This is a genomic window from Brevibacterium litoralis (assembly GCF_040212315.1).
GTDB classification, from domain to species: Bacteria; Actinomycetota; Actinomycetes; order Actinomycetales; family Brevibacteriaceae; genus Brevibacterium; species Brevibacterium litoralis.
On sequence record NZ_JBDIUY010000006.1, the window covers coordinates 37,317 to 53,288 of the forward strand.

Below are 15,972 nucleotides of genomic sequence, written 5' to 3' on the forward strand. Positions count from 1 at the left end.
GGTCAGGTGGTGCCGTGGGTCAGGGCCCAGGGCTTCACCAGTCGGGCTCCCAGTGCTGGCGAGTGAGCTCCCGGAGCTCGAACCGGTCCTGGGTCTGCGCAGTGACGCCCGTGATCACGGCGGTGAGGCCTGCGATCTCGGCGACCTCCTCCTGTACCGAATCAATCGCGTTGGAGATCGCATCTTCGATCGAGTCGGCGTCGACGGTGAGGCGTGCCGAGCCACCGTGGGGATCGCCGTCGTGGTTCCACGTCGTTGAGGCATGGAAATGGGCCAGGCGTTCGTGCACTTCGAGGGCATCGTCGGGGAAGTAGGTCTCCGAAGTCGTGTACTCGACCCGGACATTCCACTCGATCGGCTGGGTGGTCATGATGACCCCTTTCACTCAGGTTCAGCGCCGCCGGTCGGCGGTGCCGTCCCTCATGTAGTGGGGTCGATCTGGACGTGTCGCTCGCGTCGATGACGTGTTTCAGGACAGCGGATGACCTGTTCGCGTGCCAGGCTTTTGGGAGACGGGCACAGCCGTGCTCGAGGGCCCAGGAAGTAAGAGACACCGATGGAGGAGTTCCCGATCGGGGCGACGGTGCAGGTGACCGGCGAGACCATGAAGGACCAGGTCGGCACCGTGGTCTACCACTACGAGGAGAAGCAGCAGTACTTGGTGCGCATCGGGACCGCGCAGCTCTACTACACGGCGGACGAGCTCAAACTCTTCAAGCCATGACGTCCGGCGGGCGCTGGCGAAGTGAGGTCACACGGAAGTGAGGTCACACGACGGCGTGGCTACCGGAGGCCCGAGCACCGTACTCCAGGGCAGCGAGCAGATCCTCGCGTTCCAGGTAGGGGTAGTCGTCGAGGATCTCGTCGGGGCTCATTCCGGATGCCAGCATCTCGAGCACGTTCTGCACGGAGATCCGCATGCCACGGAGAGTCGGCTTACCGTGCATGACGGCAGGGTCGACCGTGATGCGGTCCATGTGGGTGCCTGCGGGTGCCATATCACTACTCTACGGGCGTCGGTTGGCTTCCGGGAAGGGTCGGTCGAACCGTCCTGTCGAGTCCTCAGAACTCCTCGTAGACCGCGGGGTCCTGGTCCTTGCGGCGGCCGTCGGGCCGGCCCAGGGACGTGATCGCGGAGACCTCCGCCTCGTCCAGCCGGTTCGCCAGGGCGACCGCGCCCAGGTTCTCCTCGCGGCGGTCCGGGTTGGCGGTCTTGGGGATGGGCAGGGCGCCTCGGGCGATGTGCCAGGCGAGGACGACCTGCGCGGGGGTCGCCTCGTGGGCGCGGGCGACCTCCGCGAGCACTGGTTCCTCCAGCAGGTCCGTGCCGCGGCCCAGCGGACTCCACGACTCGGTGATGATCCCCTTGGCCTCGTTGAAGGCCACCAGGTCGACCTGCGGGAAGTAGGGGTGGAGTTCGATCTGGTTGACCTCCGGGACGACCCCGGTCTCCTTCTCCAAGGTCTCCAGGTGGTGGGTAAGGAAGTTGCTCACGCCGATCGCCCGGACGAGCCCACGTTCCTTCGCGTGGATGAGCGCCTTCCACGCCTCGACGTACTTGCCCACCCGCGGGTTCGGCCAGTGGATGAGGTAGAGGTCGATGTAGCCCAGCCCCGTCCGTGTCACGGACTCCTCGATCGTGTCGATCGCGGCAGCGTGGTCGTGGTGGCGGCCGGGCAGCTTGGAGGTGACGACCAGGTCGCTGCGGGTCACGGTCGCGTCGTCGATCGCCCGGCGCACCGCGGCACCGACGATCCCTTCGTTCTCGTAGTTGAACGCGGAGTCGAGCAGGCGGTAGCCGCTGCGGATCGCGCCGACGATCGCATCGCGTCCGGTGAGACCACGCAGGGCGTAGGTGCCGAAACCAAGGGTGGGGAGGGTCAGACCGGAGTGGGCGGAGAGGGATTCAGCTGGGGAGCTCATGTTCCATGCCTACCGCAGCCGGGGCGCCGGTGGAAGGGGTGACGCCGGGCCGGGAGGGAACCCTCAGCGAGCCACGGCGAACGCCCCGCCCGGTCCGAAGGTGTGGGAGCGGAACCGCTCGGCGATCCGTGCATGGGCCTCCGGGCCGGGGTGCAGATTGTCCGCGAAGGGGAGCTCCGCCTCGTCGGCCGCGCCGAACAGGTCCAGCCCGTCGACGCGGAACAGGTGCGGGTCGTGCTCCTGCCGCTCGGCGCACACCCGGGCAACCTCGGCGCGGATGGTCTGCAGAGTGAGCTTGCCCGCCGGCACCTCGGCGGCGTCCCCGGTCACCATGAACGCCATGCGGCCCTCGGCAGCGGCCGCGGGGTCGAAGGCACCGGGTCCGGGCACCTCCTCGTGGATCGCGCAATGAATGGCGCTCACCACCAGCAGCGGTGTCTCCGGGTGTCCTTCCCGTACCGTGTCGAGGAACCCGTGGAGTGCACTCCGGAACGCCCGCATCCGCATGAGATCGGCGTTCACGAGGTTGATCCCCACCTTGATGCTGATGAGGTCCGCCTCCGCGTCGCGGATCGTCCGCGCCACGGCCTGGTCGAGCATCATCGACCCGCCGAACCCCAGGTTGAGCACGTCGAGGTCCTGCTCCCTCGCCACCCGGCCGATCCAGGTCGTCGTCGGGCTCGTGGCATTCGACCCGTGGCTGATCGACGAGCCGTGGTGCACCCAGCGGCATCGGGAACCCGCGGGCGCTGATCCCGGGGAGGGCGCCTCGGCGGCGGGTTCCGTGCCCGCGGCACCCCCGAGGGGGACCACCGGTGCGTCCGCACGCAGGGCCGTCACCTCGGTCTTCTCGTGGGTGGGCAGCCAGATCTGGACGGTGCTTTCCCGTCCTTCCGGCGAACCCGCTCCCGAGGCGCCCTGCACCTCCACCCGCACCGTACCGGCGGGCTCCCGGGTGACCTCGGGGGCTCCGCCGCGCGGATCGAGCACGATCCGGGTGCCTCCGTTCACGGACTCCTGGGCGACGAGCACACCGTCCACCACCACGTCCCACAGGCCGTCCGGGCGGGGCGGGAGCCCCCGGTACATGAAACGGGTGGGGGCGGCGTCGACCTCGACGACGGAGGCCGTGGTGCGGAACTCCAGACGGACACCGGCCGGCTGTGCCTCGACCATGTCGATCTGCGGGTCGGCCAACTGCGTGCGCGCCCAGGTGGGCAGACGGTGGGGGATGATGCCGCCGTCGTCGGTGTGTTCGAGTTCGATGTGGCCGGTGAGGAAATCAGGGAGCATCGAGGAATGGTCGGCGAGGGGGAGCTGCGACGTCATGGTGCCAGGGTAGTCGTGGCGCGATTCTCGGTACGCTCACGGAAGGCCCCGCCACCCCTCCCGCCCGCCGCGACCGACGGCGGCACCACACCCCTCCCACCCCGACACAGGAGTCGACATGGAATTCCGCATGGACGAGTTGCAGCCCCAGGAGCGCTACAAGCTCATGATCTCGAGCGTGACGCCCCGGCCGATCGCCTGGGTGACGACCCTGGGGGAGAACGGGGTGGTGAACGCGGCGCCCTACAGCTTCTTCAACGCTTTCGGGGACACCCCGGCGATCGTCGTGCTCGGACTCCTCCACGGACCGGACGGGCAGGACAAGGACACCGCGACGAACATCAAGGCGACCGGCGAGTACGTCATCAACCTTGTCCGTGAGGAGGACCTCGAGAAGATGAACGACTCCTGCGTCGACGCCCCGCGCGACGTGAGCGAGATCGACTACGCCGGGATCGAGACGAGACCGTCCTCCCAGGTGGCACCCCCACGGATCGCCACCTCCCCGGTGAGCTTCGAGTGCCGGCTGATCGAGGCCCTCGACATCGGTGAACGCCAGACCGTCGCGGTCGGCGAGGTGCTCGTCACCCACGTCCAGGACGAGTTCGTGAGTGATCCGGAGAAGCTCTACCTCGACACCCCCGCCATGCACCTGCTGGGCCGTCTGCACGGTCGGGGCACCTACGTGCGGTCGACGGACACGGTCGTGGCGCCTCGGCCGCGGTACGACCCGACCCGGCTGGATCCGCAGCCGGGGGAGTGACCGTCCGACTGCCCGACTACAACGGAAGGGTCACGATTCAGGCCCTGTGACCCAGTCCTTCGCTATGGTGAATGGCGGCCCTTTTCCAGGAAACTCCCGGAGAACGGTCACCGCGCTCCCACCGGAGCGCCAGGGGCGTCGGCGCCCGCCGCCCGCGCACCCCGAGTGCGCACCACGCACACCACCCACGCACGACGAAGGACTCCATGAAGAAGACGCTTCCCGTCATCGGCGCTCTCGGCGCATCCGCACTCCTGCTCACCGGCTGCATGTCGGGCGGTGGCTCCACCGCAGAGGTCGACGCCTCCGTGTTCGAGAACCCCGTTGCCGGGGAGGTCCCCGCGGACTCCCTCGACGGCACGACCATGACCTTCGTGTCCTACGGTGGCGAGTTCCAGACCGGCCAGATGACGGCCTTCGCCGATCCCTTCTCCGAGATCACCGGGGCCACCGTCCTGGAGGACGGCCCCACCGACATGGCCAAGCTCCAGGCGCAGGTCGAGTCCGGCAACGTCACCTGGGACGTCCTCGACGCCACCCCGGCGAAGGTCGAGGCGTACTGCGGCGAGATCTTCGAGCCGCTCGACATGGACCGCATCGACACCTCGAAGATCCCCGAGGGCGTCGGCTCCGGTGAGTGCTGGGTGCCGTCCCTGACCTACATGTACGGCCTCTACTACAACGCCGACGTCTACGGCGACAATCCGCCGACGGGCTGGGAGGACTTCTTCGACACGGAGAACTTCCCCGGTACCCGCGCGATCGACGGCCGCAACACCCCCACCCCGGGCACGCTCGAGGGTGCGCTCATGGGTGACGGCGTCGCGCCCGAGGACCTCTACCCCCTCGACACCGACCGCGCGCTCGAGAAGTACCGCTCCATCGAGGACGACCTGGTCTACTGGACCTCCGGCGCCGAGCAGACCCAGATGCTCCAGGGCGGAGAGGCCGACCTCATCTTCGGCTGGGCCGGCAACATCTTCGACGCCAACAACGGCGGCACCAACTACAAGCCGGTCTACGAGCAGGCGATCGTCGCCCCGGACACCTTCTCCATCACCAAGGGCTCGCCCAACACCGAGGCCGCCTACGCCTACATCAACTTCGCCCTCGGGGCCGAGCAGCAGGCGCAGATGACCGAGCTCACCGGCTACTCGAACGTGAACGTCGACGCGAAGCCCGAACTCGACGAGATGGGCAACGAGTTCGACATCTCCCAGCACATGGACGGTACCGTCCCACAGAACGCCGTCTACTGGGCCGAGAACCTCGACGAGCTCACCGAGGTCTGGACCGGCTACCTCAACAGCTGACCCGTTCCGCCCTCGCCGGCCGTCGTCCTCAGAGCCGACGGTTGGCGAGGGTGGGGTTGGTGACGCGGGCCGCCTCGACCGCGTCGACGGAGACGTCCCGGGTGAGGATCCCGTCCGTGGCGCCCAGTTCGCCCACGATCGCACCGGTCGGGTCGACGATCACGGAGCCGCCCGTCGCCAGGGGTGGCCCCTGCGTGAGTGCGGCGGTGAAGACCGTGTTCTCGATGGCGCGTGCCCGGGCGAGTACGTTCCAGTGGTCCTCCTTGCGCGGGCCGGACACCCACGCGGAGTTGTACAGCAGCACCTGTGCACCGGCGTCCACGAGCGTGCGCGCCCACTCGGGGAACCGCAGGTCGTAACAGATGCTCACGCCCACCTTCACGCCCTCGATCTCGACGACGAGCGGGTCGATCTCCGCGGTCGGGCGCACGTAGTCCGACTCCTTGTACCCGAACGCGTCGTAGAGGTGGACCTTCCGGTAGGTCGCCACGAGCGCCCCGGACCGGTCGAGCACGACGTTCGTGTTGTACGGCCGCACGTCCCCGCCGTCCGCAGCACCCTCCACCTTCTCGTACACATTGCTGATGACCCACACCCCGTGGGCGGCGGCCGCCTCGGCCAGTGCGGTGACGAAGGCCCCGTCGAGCGGCTGCGCCTGTGCGGCGATCGTCGAGGTGTCCGCCGAGTGGTACATGACCGCCTCCGGCAGGACGACGAGGTCGGCACCCTCCTGGGCCGCCCGGGCGATCGCGGCGAGGGCCAGGGACAGGTTGTCGGCGGCGTCCTCGTGGGAGCTCTGCTGGACGAGTGAGATCTTCATGGGGTCAGAAAATACTCTCCCGGGATCGCAGGATCGTTACCCGGGCCACATCGCGATATGGTCACCCCTCGGACCACTCACTGACCGGCCTTCCTGGGCGAACGGCGTATGTTCAGTGTCCGTGCCCCGCTGTAGGTTGGTGTACCGGAGTCCCCGGCGCGGTCCTCGACCCGCGCCCACCCGCCGTCGACACGAAGGAGAACCGACCCATGGGCGCAGTCACCGAGGCACAGCAGCTCCTCGCCGCAGGCGCTTCCGTGACGCCGGTGCTGCGCGACCGGATCCTCCAGGTCTCCCCCGAGGACCTCGACGAATCCGCCTGGGCCGCGCGCGTCGACGGTCTCGACCTCCGCGGGCAGGCCACCGGCAGCCCCCGCCTCGACGACGTCTCCGACCTGCTGGCAGTCATCGCCCGTTTCGACGCGGACCTCGGCACCGGCCGCCTGCCGCTGCGTGCCCTGTGGGCCACCCAGGCCCTCGCGCTCGCCCTCGACGCCCGCGATCGCGACTACCTGGTCGTCACCCACACCGTCGACCAGTTCGTCGACCTCCTGGCCCGCATCCTCGACTCCCTGGGGCTCGCCAACGCCGCCGCGGACCTCCGCGCCGATCACCTGGGTGTCGCCTCCCGCTCCGCGGAGGACACGGGCACCACCACCCCCGCCGCCGAGGCGCCCCGCCCCGACCACATCACCCTCGCCCCCGGCCCCGTCCGGGCGGAGGTGACGCTCCGTCCGGTCCACTCGCTCACCCTCGCGGCCACGGGCGCGGGCCCCGTCGCGGCCCTGAGTCTCACGAACACGACGGACGACCCCGTCGTCGTCGACACCCTCATGGCCGTCCTCGCCTCCGCCCCGGAGACCCCGTGGACCGGCCCGGAGATCACGGTCCCGGCCGGGGAGACCGTCGACCTCGACGAGCACGAACTCGCCTGGAACCCCGCACCCTCCACGATCGAGGCGGTGGGCGCGGCCGGTGGTCGACTGCTCGGTGACGAGATCACGCTCGCCGTCGGTGCCGCCGGTCGCTCCTCGGCCGATTCCCGGGAGCTCACCTGGGTCCCCCGGGGACTCTGGGCGCCGGGCGCCCCGGCGGAACTCGTCGCGGCCTTCGTCCGGCCGGCCGACCCCGCGGTCGCCGCCGCGGTCGAGGCGGTCTCGCGGGAGACCCTCGACGTCGACGGCTCACCGACCGCACTCGGGGCCCTCGAGGACCCGGCCGCACACGGACCGGCGGTGCTCACGGCCGTGGCACGCACCGTCGACGCCGACCTCTCCGTGACCGCGGACCCGGAACTGGGACCCGAGGACACGACGACCCCCGAGACCCCCGCACACCTGCGGCGACGCGGTCACGCCTCGCAGTCGGAACGCGCCCTGTTCGTCGCGGCCGTCCTCGAGTCCCTGCGCATCCCGACAGCCCTGGCCGTGACGGCCGGCGGCCTGCGGGTGGGCGTCGGTCCGTCCTTCGGCGCGGAGTCCGTGGTCCTCACCGGCGAGGCCGCGATCGAGGCGGAGCTCTCCGCCATGGCCTTCGCCGAGGGTGCCCTGGTCGCCTCCGAGGTGCGCGCCCTCGTCGACCTCGCCGCGGCCCGGGACCTCGCCGGGATCACGCCGGTCGATCCCGCGGGTTCCACCGGGGGCGGGGAAGCGACCGACGGGACGGGATCGACCGACGGCACGGAGCAGGGGAGCGGTGAGGGCGCCTCGACGGCAGGACCACCGCGGGCGGTGGCGGCCTGGAAGCGGGAACTGCTCGACCTCTCCTTCGGCAACCCCCTGCTGCGGATGCCGCAGGCCCGTGGCGTCGACCTCGTGCTGCCGGGAACCGTCCTCGAATCGTTCCGCGCCCGGGTGTGCCGGGCCCAGGACCCCCTGGCCCTGCGGTCGCACACGGAGTTCGTCACGGCCGACGGGGAGCTCATCGACGCCGAGGACGCCTCGGAGTCCGCACTCGACACGCACCTGGGGCGCGGCACCGTCTTCGTCCGGCCCCGCGGCGGCGGGTTCGACGTCCGTCTGCGGCGGATCGCGGCGGAGGCCCGGACCTCCCAGGAGGAACACGGGCACTCGACCCTCCACGTCGCCGTCGGCACGCTCACCTGGGACGACCCACGGGGGCAGCAGGGGCGCGCCCCCTTGTTCCTGTTGCCGGTCGGCATCACGGGAACCGGGCGGACGGGGTACCGGCTGACCGTCGAGCCCGGTCAGGGCTTCCAGGCCAACCGGGTGCTCATCGAGCGTCTGCGGGTGGACACGGGTCGGGAGGATCCGGCCACGGCCCTCACCTCCCCGCCGACGGACGAGGACGGTGTCGACCTCGCCGCCGTCTTCGAGTCCCTGCCGGGGCAGCTGGAGGCCGCCGGTATCACCGGCGCCGAGGTGGGCCCCGAGGTCCGCCTCGTCACCGTCGCCTACGGGACGATGGGCATGTGGAAGGACCTCGACGAGGACTGGGAGGCGCTGCTCTCCGGCCCCGTCGCCTCGCACCTGGCGCGCACGCCCTTCGCGGCGTTCCGGGACCCGGTACCGGCGCGGGCGCTGGCCCAGGAGGACGAGGACCGCGCCCTGCTGCCGGCCCCGGCGGACTCCTCCCAGCTCGCCGCCGTCGTCGCCGCGGGTGAGGGGAGCAGCTTCGTACTCGAAGGCCCACCCGGCACGGGCAAGTCGCAGACGATCACCAATCTCATCGCCGACGGGATGGCCCGGGGCCGGAGGATCCTCTTCGTCGCGGAGAAGAAGGCGGCGCTCGACGTCGTGCACTCGCGGCTCAAGACCGCCGGACTCGGCGACCTGGTGCTCGACCTCCACGGGGAGAACCAGTCGGTCGAGCACGTGAAGGCCCTGCTGCGTACCGCCGATCGTGTGTGCGGTGGCGACGGCACGGACCCGGCGAAGCTGCCGGAGGCGCTGTCCGCCGCACGCGTGGAACGCTCCAGCCTGCTCGCCCGGCTGCGGGAGTACCCGCGGGTGCTGCACGGGGACGCCGAGGTCGACGCCTCCGGCGTGTGGCAGGCCTTCCAGGAGTGCCTGGAGATGGAGCACGAGTTCGACACCACGGCCGGCTGGCAGCCCGAGGAGATCGGGATCCCCCGGGGGTCCGCGGTCGACCTCGACGCGGTGCGTGAGGTGGCGAAGAAGGTCCGCCGGGCCCGGCGGCGGTACGAGGGCACGGTGGCGCTCGACCCGGCTGATCGGAAGGGCGGTGGTTCGCAGGGTGCTGCCGAGTCGGCCGCCGAGGTGCCCGCGGGCGCACGGCCTCTCCGGGAGGCACTCCTGGAGCTGCGGGACCTCGGGTTCCCCGCGGTGGCCGAACAGATCGCCCGCGGCCGCGACGGGGACCAGCTGGCCGAGGCCGTCCGCCTGGCCGCGGCCGCCCGGCGTCTCAAGGAGGTCGCCCGTGCCAGTGGTGTCGTCGACGTCCGCGGCTTTGAGCGGCACGACGTCGTCCGCAAGTACATCCGGGTCCAGTCGCTCGTCGAGACACTGGTGAACAAGTACCTGGTCGGCATCGTCGTCGACGGTCTGGACGAGACGGACGAGGAGTTCCGGAAGGCGCTCGCCGCCGAGGCGCCTGCCGGGTCTTCGACGGCCGGGACCTCCCCGGGTGGGAACGCCGGCGCGCCGACCACGGTCCGCGCCTTCATGGCCGCCCACGGTCCGCAGGTACTGGCCACCACGCCCTGCGTGCTCACCAGCCCGGCCGGGGTGGCCCGGAACCTCCCGGCGGTCGCGGACATGTTCGACACCGTCGTCTTCGACGAGGCCTCCCAGATCACGACGGCCGACGCGATCGGTGCGCTCGGGCGGGCGAAGGCCGCGGTGATCGTCGGCGACTCCAAGCAGATGCCCCCGACCACGGACTTCACGGTGAGCGCCGGCACGGCCGACACGGGCACCGGTGGGCAGGACGCCCGGGCCTCGGTCCCGGCGGACGACCGCCCTCTGGAGTCGGTGCTCACGACGGCGGTGACCGCCGGGTTCGAGCAGAAGCGGCTCACCTGGCACTACCGGTCGCAGCACGAACAGCTCATCGAGTTCCCCAACCGCAAGTACTACGCCGGGCGCCTGTCGTCCTTCCCGGAGCCCCCGGGGGACGTCGCCACGGACGGGAGTGCGCCGGTGGGGGAATTCCCCGTCGATCTGCGTTACGTGGGCGGCACCTACGCGAAGGTCGAGGGTGGTCGGAAGGCGAACGAGAAGGAGGCGCAGGCGGTCGTCGCGGAGGTCTCCGCGCGCATACGGCGCGATCCGCGGGAGAGCCTGGCCGTCGTCACCTTCAACGCCTCACAGCAGGCCTTCATCGAACTCGCACTGGAGGAGGCCGCGGCCAAGGACCCCCACGTGAGGGCCGCCCTGGAGCGGGAGACGGAGCCACTCTTCGTCAAGAACGTCGCCTCCGTGCAGGGCGACGAACGCGATGTCGTGCTGTTCTCCACCGGGTACGCCCCGGACCCGGGGACCGGTCGGCTGTCGCTCAACTTCGGGCCGCTCAGCCGGGCCGGTGGCGAGCGACGGTTCAACGTCGCGATCACGCGTGCCCGTACCCGGATCGTCCTGTTCACCTCGCTGCGGTCCACCGACATCGACGTGCGCAACTCCCGCTCCCGCGGACTGCGTGACCTGCGGGACTACCTGCAGGACGCCGAGCGGGGCGAGGTGATCCGCCGCCAGAGCGTGCAGGACCGGTCGACGCTCTACCGCGAGACCGTCGCCGAACGTCTGGAGGACGCCGGGCTGCAGGTCGTCGGGGGCGTGGGGACCAGTTCCTTCCTCGTCGACCTCGCGGTCCGTGCGCCCGGGAGCGAGGACTGGGCCGCCGTGCTGCTCGACCCGCCACGCTGGGTAGCACCGGCGACGGTGTGGGATCGCGACGGACTGCCCGTCCAGGCGCTGCAGAACATGGGTTGGTCACACGTGTACCGGCTCCTGCTCGCCGACTGGCTCACCGACCCGGACGCGGTGGTCGCACACATCCGGAAGCTGCTGGGTCTGGAGACCGAGGAAGAACCGGAACCGGAAGCAGAACCGGCGACGGAGCCGACTGCGGACGACCAGCAGGCTCCGGAGCCGACGCCCGCGGCCGAGAAGCCCGAACCCTCGAGTGGGCGCTCCCCCACCGTCGACCGGGCAGAGAGTTCGGCCCCTGAGCCGTCGACTGGGCAGGTCCGTCCGAAGGAGACCGACCTCGGCCACGACCTGGCCCCGGAGCAGACCTCGGAGACGACCCCCGAGACGACGTCCGAGAAGGACACCGGGAAGGACACCGGGAAGGACGCGAAGACGGGCCGGTGAGGCCGGCCCGTCCGGGCTTCAGTCCGTGGAGTCCCGGCCGGACTCCCGGAGGGCCAGGTCGATCGAGTCGTCGAACCGGGCCGTGAGCTGTTCGCGCAGCGCCTTCGCCTTCTCCAGGTCCTCCTCGGCCTGCGCCTCGGCCGCACCCGGACGGGTGGGTGCCGTGGTGAAGTCCGTGTCCGGGTTCGTGCCCGTTTCTCCCGTCGGCGCCGGGAGGGAGACGGCCCAGGCACGGAGGGAGGGCGCCTCGACGGCGGGTCCGTCCGCGAAGGACGGGGTCTCGGGACCGCGGGCGACGGCCTCCCGGTAGGGCGGCAGATCACGGGAGTGCTGGAGCAGCTCCGTCGAACCGGCCCGTGCGTAGTGCGCGATCACGGCGTCGACCTCGCGGCGCAGCTGTCCGTCCTCGGTGCGCAGCTTGCGCGGCGGAGTGGTGCCGAAGGCCCGGTGGGCGGCGGGTGGGACGATGCCGTACTCGGTGGCGACCAGGTGGTCGTCGAACAGGGGCGTGCCGTGCCAGGCCAGGTGCCAGGCCTGGCAGTACCCGAGCAGCAGGAGGGCGCGGGTCCGGTCGACCCCGGTGACGCGCAGGCGGACGTGGCCGAGCACCTCGACCGCGGTGTGCGGGGCGGACGGACGGGACGGGGCCTCGGAGGCAGCTGACCAACTCACCCGGCGGAGTCTACGCACCGGATGGGCACGACACGCATGATGTGATCTGCGTTACGTCACCGATACAGATTCCGGTTACTCTCCCTCCATGGGAGACCGGTTCGACGGATACGGATCAGGCCCGAGCACGCGCACGAGCGCCGAGGGACTGCCTCCGTACGATGAGATGTTCGACGGCGATTGCGCCCGTGAGACCTACGAGACGCTCCATGCAGCGCTCGCCGACATGACACAGGAGGATCTGCGCGGGCGGACCGACGCGCTGGCGAACTCGTACCTGGCTCAGGGCGTCACGTTCGACTTCGCGGGCGAGGAACGCCCCATGCCCATCGACCCCATCCCGCGGGTCATCGACCACCGGGAGTGGGAGCGGACCTCCGCGGGTGTAGCACAACGGGTCCGGGCACTGGAGGCGTTCCTGGAGGACGTCTACACCGACCGGGTGTGCGTGAAGGACGGGGTCCTGCCGGCCTCGCTCATCGCGTCGAGCAAGTACTTCGAGCGGAAGGCCGCCGGGGTGCGGTCGCCCAACGGGGTGCGGATCCAGGTGGCGGGCATCGACCTCATCCGTGACGAGCACGGGGAGCTGCGGGTCCTGGAGGACAACGTGCGGGTGCCCTCCGGGGTGTCCTACGTGATCTCGAACCGGCGGGTGATGGCCCAGACCTTCCCGGAGGTGTTCGAGACCCTGGCGATCCAGCCGGTGGGCGACTACCCCAACCGGTTGCTCGCGGCACTGCGGGCCAGCGCCCCGGCCGGTGTCGAGGACCCCAATGTCGTCGTCCTCACGCCCGGTGTGTACAACTCCGCGTACTTCGAGCACACGCTCCTGGCGCGCCTCATGGGCGCGGAACTCGTGGAGGGCCGGGACCTCGTGTGCACCGGCGGCCGGGTGTTCATGCACACCACCCACGGGCCGCGCCGCGTCGACGTCATCTACCGCCGGATCGACGACGACTTCCTCGACCCCCTGCAGTTCCGGGCGGACTCCGTGCTCGGTGCCCCGGGCATCATGCTCGCCGCCCGGTTGGGCAACGTGACGATCGCGAACGCGGTGGGCAACGGCGTGGCCGACGACAAGCTGCTCTACACCTATGTCCCGGACCTCGTGCGGTACTACCTCGCGGAGGAACCGATCCTCAAGAACGTCGACACGTGGCGCCTGGAGGAGCCCGAGGCGCTCGAAGAGGTGCTCGACCGCCTCGACGAACTCGTGGTGAAACCGGTGGACGGCTCCGGTGGAAAGGGGCTGGTGGTCGGACCGGACGCCTCGAAGGAGGAGCTGGAGAAGCTCCGGAAGACCCTGGTGAAGGATCCCCGTGGGTGGATCGCCCAGCCGGTCATCATGCTCTCCACCATCCCGACCCTCGTCGAGGACGGGATCCGCCCACGTCACGCGGACCTCCGCCCCTTCGCGATCAACGACGGCAACGACATCTGGGTGCAGCCCGGCGGCCTCACCCGGGTGGCGCTGCCCGAGGGCAGTTTGGTCGTCAACTCCTCCCAGGGTGGCGGCACGAAGGACACCTGGATCGTCGGGGGAGTGCGCGAGGGCCGCGCCACCGAGTACGGGCGGGAGCAGGGGATCGCCAATCTCGTCGAGGACCAGACTGCCACGTCCCCCGCGACCGAGGCGATCCCCGTCGTCTCCGTCGCCGCTTCCGAAGGCGAGGGCATCGCGCCGGCCGACCGCGAGCCGCGGCCGGGCGAGGACCAGACGCAGCAGCAACAGCAACAGCAGCAACAGCAGCGGCAGGGCCGACAACCGCAGCCGCGACAACCGCAGCCACGACGCGAGGAGGGGGTGCCCCCATGTTGAGCCGGATCGCCGAGAGCCTGTTCTGGATCGGCCGGTACATCGAACGGGCCGACGGGACCGCACGGATCCTCGACGTCCACTCGCAGCTCATGCTCGAGGACCCGTGGATCGACGAGGACGCCGCGTGCCGGTCGCTGCTCACCGTCATGGGCGCGGCGGTGCCCGTGGACAAGGACTCCCTCACCCGGTCCGAGGTGTTGTGGCTCCTGTCCGTCGACCGGGACACCCCGTCGAGCATCGCCTTCTCGATCCGCCAGGCCCGCGAGAACGCCCGGCGTGCCCGCGAGATCGTGTCCTCCGAACTGTGGGAGGTCCTCAACAACACCTACCGGCGGATGCCGAACCGGCTGCGCAGCACCAACGTCCACGACGCCTTCGAGTGGGTGAGCGAACGGACGGCCCTGGCCTACGGTGTCATCGACAACCTCGTCGCCCGGGACGAGTCCTGGCAGTTCCTCGCACTCGGCCGGACGATCGAACGGACCGACATGACGGCGCGTCTGCTCGCCACCCGTACGCTCACCCACGTGTCCGGGCCCTCGTGGACCACGATCCTGCGGTCCTGCGGCGCCTACGAACCCTTCCTCCGCGCCTACCAGGGAGCGGCGCACCCCAGCGCGGCCGCGGAGTTCCTGCTCCTCGACCGGCTCTTCCCCCGTTCGATCACCTTCTCGATCGCGGAAGCGGAGCGGTGCATGCGGGCGATCGAGCCGACCTCGGGCCGGATCGGGTCACCGGGTGCGGTGCTTCGCGCACTCGGTCGTGTCCGTCACGAGTTGGAGTACACGCCGATCACGGAGCTCGTCGCGGATCTCCCGCAGCACATGGAGACGGTCCAGAAGGCCACGCTGGAGGCGAGTGACGCGATCCGGCAACGGTTCTTCCCCACCCAGTCGGAGCCGACGTGGATCGGAGAGGTCGGATGAAACGCCTACGCATCGAACACCGGACGGGGTTCCGGTACCCGGGGGACGTGTCCGCCTCCTACAACGAGGCCCGGATGCAACCGGTCACGAGCGACGCCCAGTTCGTCCTCCACCACTCCCTCGACATCGAGCCGCACACCGCGGTCGCGACCTTCGTCGACTACTTCGGGTCAGCGGTCACGTCCTTCGACGTCGTCCACGTGCACGCCTCGCTCACACTCACGGCCCGGTGCCTCGTCGAGGTGCGCGCCCGGGAACTCGCTGCGGTCGACCTCACCTGGGACGACCTGTCGACGCTCGCCTGTGGCCAGGTGGAGACCGTCGAGCAACTGGTCCAGACGGGGCTCACCGCACCGCCGGCCGCCGTCGTCGCACTCGCGAAGGAGATCGCCGGGAAGAACCCGAACCCGGACGAGGCGGCCCGGGAGATCGCCCGGACGATCGGGGAGGAGATCGAGTACCTGGCCGGGGTGACGAACGTCCACACGACGGCCGCAGACGCCTGGGCCGCCGGCCGAGGCGTGTGCCAGGACATCACCCACGTGGCGCTCGGGGCGCTCCGGTCCGTCGGGATCCCGGCCCGCTACGTCTCCGGGTACCTGCACCCGGTCGAGGAACCCGTCGTCGGCGAGACGGTCTCCGGTGAGTCCCACGCCTGGCTGGAGTGGTACGTCGGCGAGTGGCGGGGCTACGACCCGACCAACCGGATCGAGATCGGCGACCGGCACGTGACCGTCGGCCGGGGCCGCGACTACACCGACGTCCCGCCGCTGCGGGGCGTGTACTCAGGAGCCGGGAAGAGCGAACTCGACGTGAGCGTGACGATCACCCGCGAGGCGTGAGAGCCGCCGCGCCCGAGGTGCCCTGGAGTTCTCATGAGAACTCCAGGGCACCTCGGGCGCGGCGGCTCTCACGCCTCGCGGGTGATCGTCACGCTCACGTCGAGTTCGCTCTTCCCGGCTCCTGAGTACACGCCCCGCAGCGGCGGGACGTCGGTGTAGTCGCGGCCCCGGCCGACGGTCACGTGCCGGTCGCCGATCTCGATCCGGTTGGTCGGGTCGTAGCCCCGCCACTCGCCGACGTACCACTCCAGCCAGGCGTGGGACTCACCGG

13 protein-coding genes and 1 pseudogene are annotated in these 15,972 nt (G+C 70.5%); 7 read left to right on the forward strand and 7 right to left on the reverse strand.

Annotated elements, in window-relative coordinates; genetic code table 11:
- Positions 1-34: 34 nt before the first annotated feature.
- Positions 35-370 carry a hypothetical protein gene (locus tag AAD496_RS01560; protein WP_349826873.1) on the reverse strand — a complete coding sequence of 112 codons (336 nt, stop codon included), beginning with the start codon at positions 368-370 and terminating at the stop codon, positions 35-37.
- A gap of 186 nt (positions 371-556) precedes the next feature.
- On the opposite strand from AAD496_RS01560, the gene AAD496_RS01565 reads away from it, so the two are divergent.
- Positions 557-724, forward strand: a complete 168-nt coding sequence (locus tag AAD496_RS01565; protein WP_349826874.1) for a hypothetical protein — start codon at positions 557-559, stop codon at positions 722-724.
- Positions 725-767: 43 nt separating this feature from the next.
- Here the strand turns inward: AAD496_RS01565 and AAD496_RS01570 are convergent, their stop codons facing one another.
- The 3 genes from AAD496_RS01570 to AAD496_RS01580 form a co-directional block, all read right to left on the reverse strand.
- A complete protein-coding gene (locus AAD496_RS01570) occupies positions 768-998 on the reverse strand; it encodes a DUF433 domain-containing protein (protein WP_349826875.1) in 231 nt (76 codons plus the stop codon).
- 64 nt (positions 999-1,062) lie between these two features.
- Complete coding sequence (locus AAD496_RS01575) at positions 1,063-1,923, reverse strand: aldo/keto reductase (RefSeq protein WP_349826876.1); 861 nt, start codon at positions 1,921-1,923, stop codon at positions 1,063-1,065.
- A gap of 63 nt (positions 1,924-1,986) precedes the next feature.
- The gene (locus tag AAD496_RS01580) at positions 1,987-3,252 is read right to left on the reverse strand and encodes an SGNH/GDSL hydrolase family protein (RefSeq protein ID WP_349826877.1); all 1,266 of its coding nucleotides are present in this window, start codon (positions 3,250-3,252) and stop codon (positions 1,987-1,989) included.
- A 118-nt stretch (positions 3,253-3,370) separates the two neighbouring features.
- On the opposite strand from AAD496_RS01580, the gene AAD496_RS01585 reads away from it, so the two are divergent.
- Positions 3,371-4,015: a flavin reductase family protein gene (locus AAD496_RS01585; RefSeq protein WP_349826878.1), complete on the forward strand. Its 645-nt coding sequence runs from the start codon at positions 3,371-3,373 to the stop codon at positions 4,013-4,015.
- Positions 4,016-4,221: 206 nt separating this feature from the next.
- Positions 4,222-5,328, forward strand: a complete 1,107-nt coding sequence (locus AAD496_RS01590; RefSeq protein WP_349826879.1) for an ABC transporter substrate-binding protein — start codon at positions 4,222-4,224, stop codon at positions 5,326-5,328.
- A gap of 28 nt (positions 5,329-5,356) precedes the next feature.
- Here the strand turns inward: AAD496_RS01590 and AAD496_RS01595 are convergent, their stop codons facing one another.
- The gene (locus tag AAD496_RS01595; protein ID WP_349826880.1) at positions 5,357-6,148 is read right to left on the reverse strand and encodes a carbon-nitrogen hydrolase family protein; all 792 of its coding nucleotides are present in this window, start codon (positions 6,146-6,148) and stop codon (positions 5,357-5,359) included.
- A gap of 209 nt (positions 6,149-6,357) precedes the next feature.
- Between AAD496_RS01595 and AAD496_RS01600 the strand changes: the two genes are divergently transcribed.
- Positions 6,358-11,442, forward strand: a complete 5,085-nt coding sequence (locus AAD496_RS01600) for a DUF4011 domain-containing protein (protein ID WP_349826881.1) — start codon at positions 6,358-6,360, stop codon at positions 11,440-11,442.
- Between the two features lie 18 nt (positions 11,443-11,460).
- On the opposite strand, the gene AAD496_RS01605 is transcribed toward AAD496_RS01600, so the two are convergent.
- A complete protein-coding gene (locus AAD496_RS01605) occupies positions 11,461-12,114 on the reverse strand; it encodes a Panacea domain-containing protein (protein ID WP_349826882.1) in 654 nt (217 codons plus the stop codon).
- An 88-nt stretch (positions 12,115-12,202) separates the two neighbouring features.
- On the opposite strand from AAD496_RS01605, the gene AAD496_RS01610 reads away from it, so the two are divergent.
- Genes AAD496_RS01610 through AAD496_RS01620 form a run of 3 tightly spaced genes read left to right on the forward strand, consistent with a single transcriptional unit; the run spans position 12,203 to position 15,701 of the window.
- Positions 12,203-13,933: a circularly permuted type 2 ATP-grasp protein gene (locus AAD496_RS01610; protein ID WP_349826883.1), complete on the forward strand. Its 1,731-nt coding sequence runs from the start codon at positions 12,203-12,205 to the stop codon at positions 13,931-13,933.
- A complete protein-coding gene (locus tag AAD496_RS01615; RefSeq protein WP_349826884.1) occupies positions 13,927-14,859 on the forward strand; it encodes an alpha-E domain-containing protein in 933 nt (310 codons plus the stop codon). The genes AAD496_RS01610 and AAD496_RS01615 overlap by 7 nt, the downstream gene beginning before the upstream one ends.
- On the forward strand, positions 14,856-15,701 hold the full coding sequence (locus AAD496_RS01620) for a transglutaminase family protein (protein ID WP_349826885.1): 846 nt from the start codon (positions 14,856-14,858) through the stop codon (positions 15,699-15,701). The genes AAD496_RS01615 and AAD496_RS01620 overlap by 4 nt, the downstream gene beginning before the upstream one ends.
- Before the next feature lie 68 nt (positions 15,702-15,769).
- On the opposite strand, the pseudogene AAD496_RS01625 reads toward AAD496_RS01620, so the two are convergent.
- Positions 15,770-15,972, reverse strand: a pseudogene (locus AAD496_RS01625) (transglutaminase family protein); the annotation flags it as partial.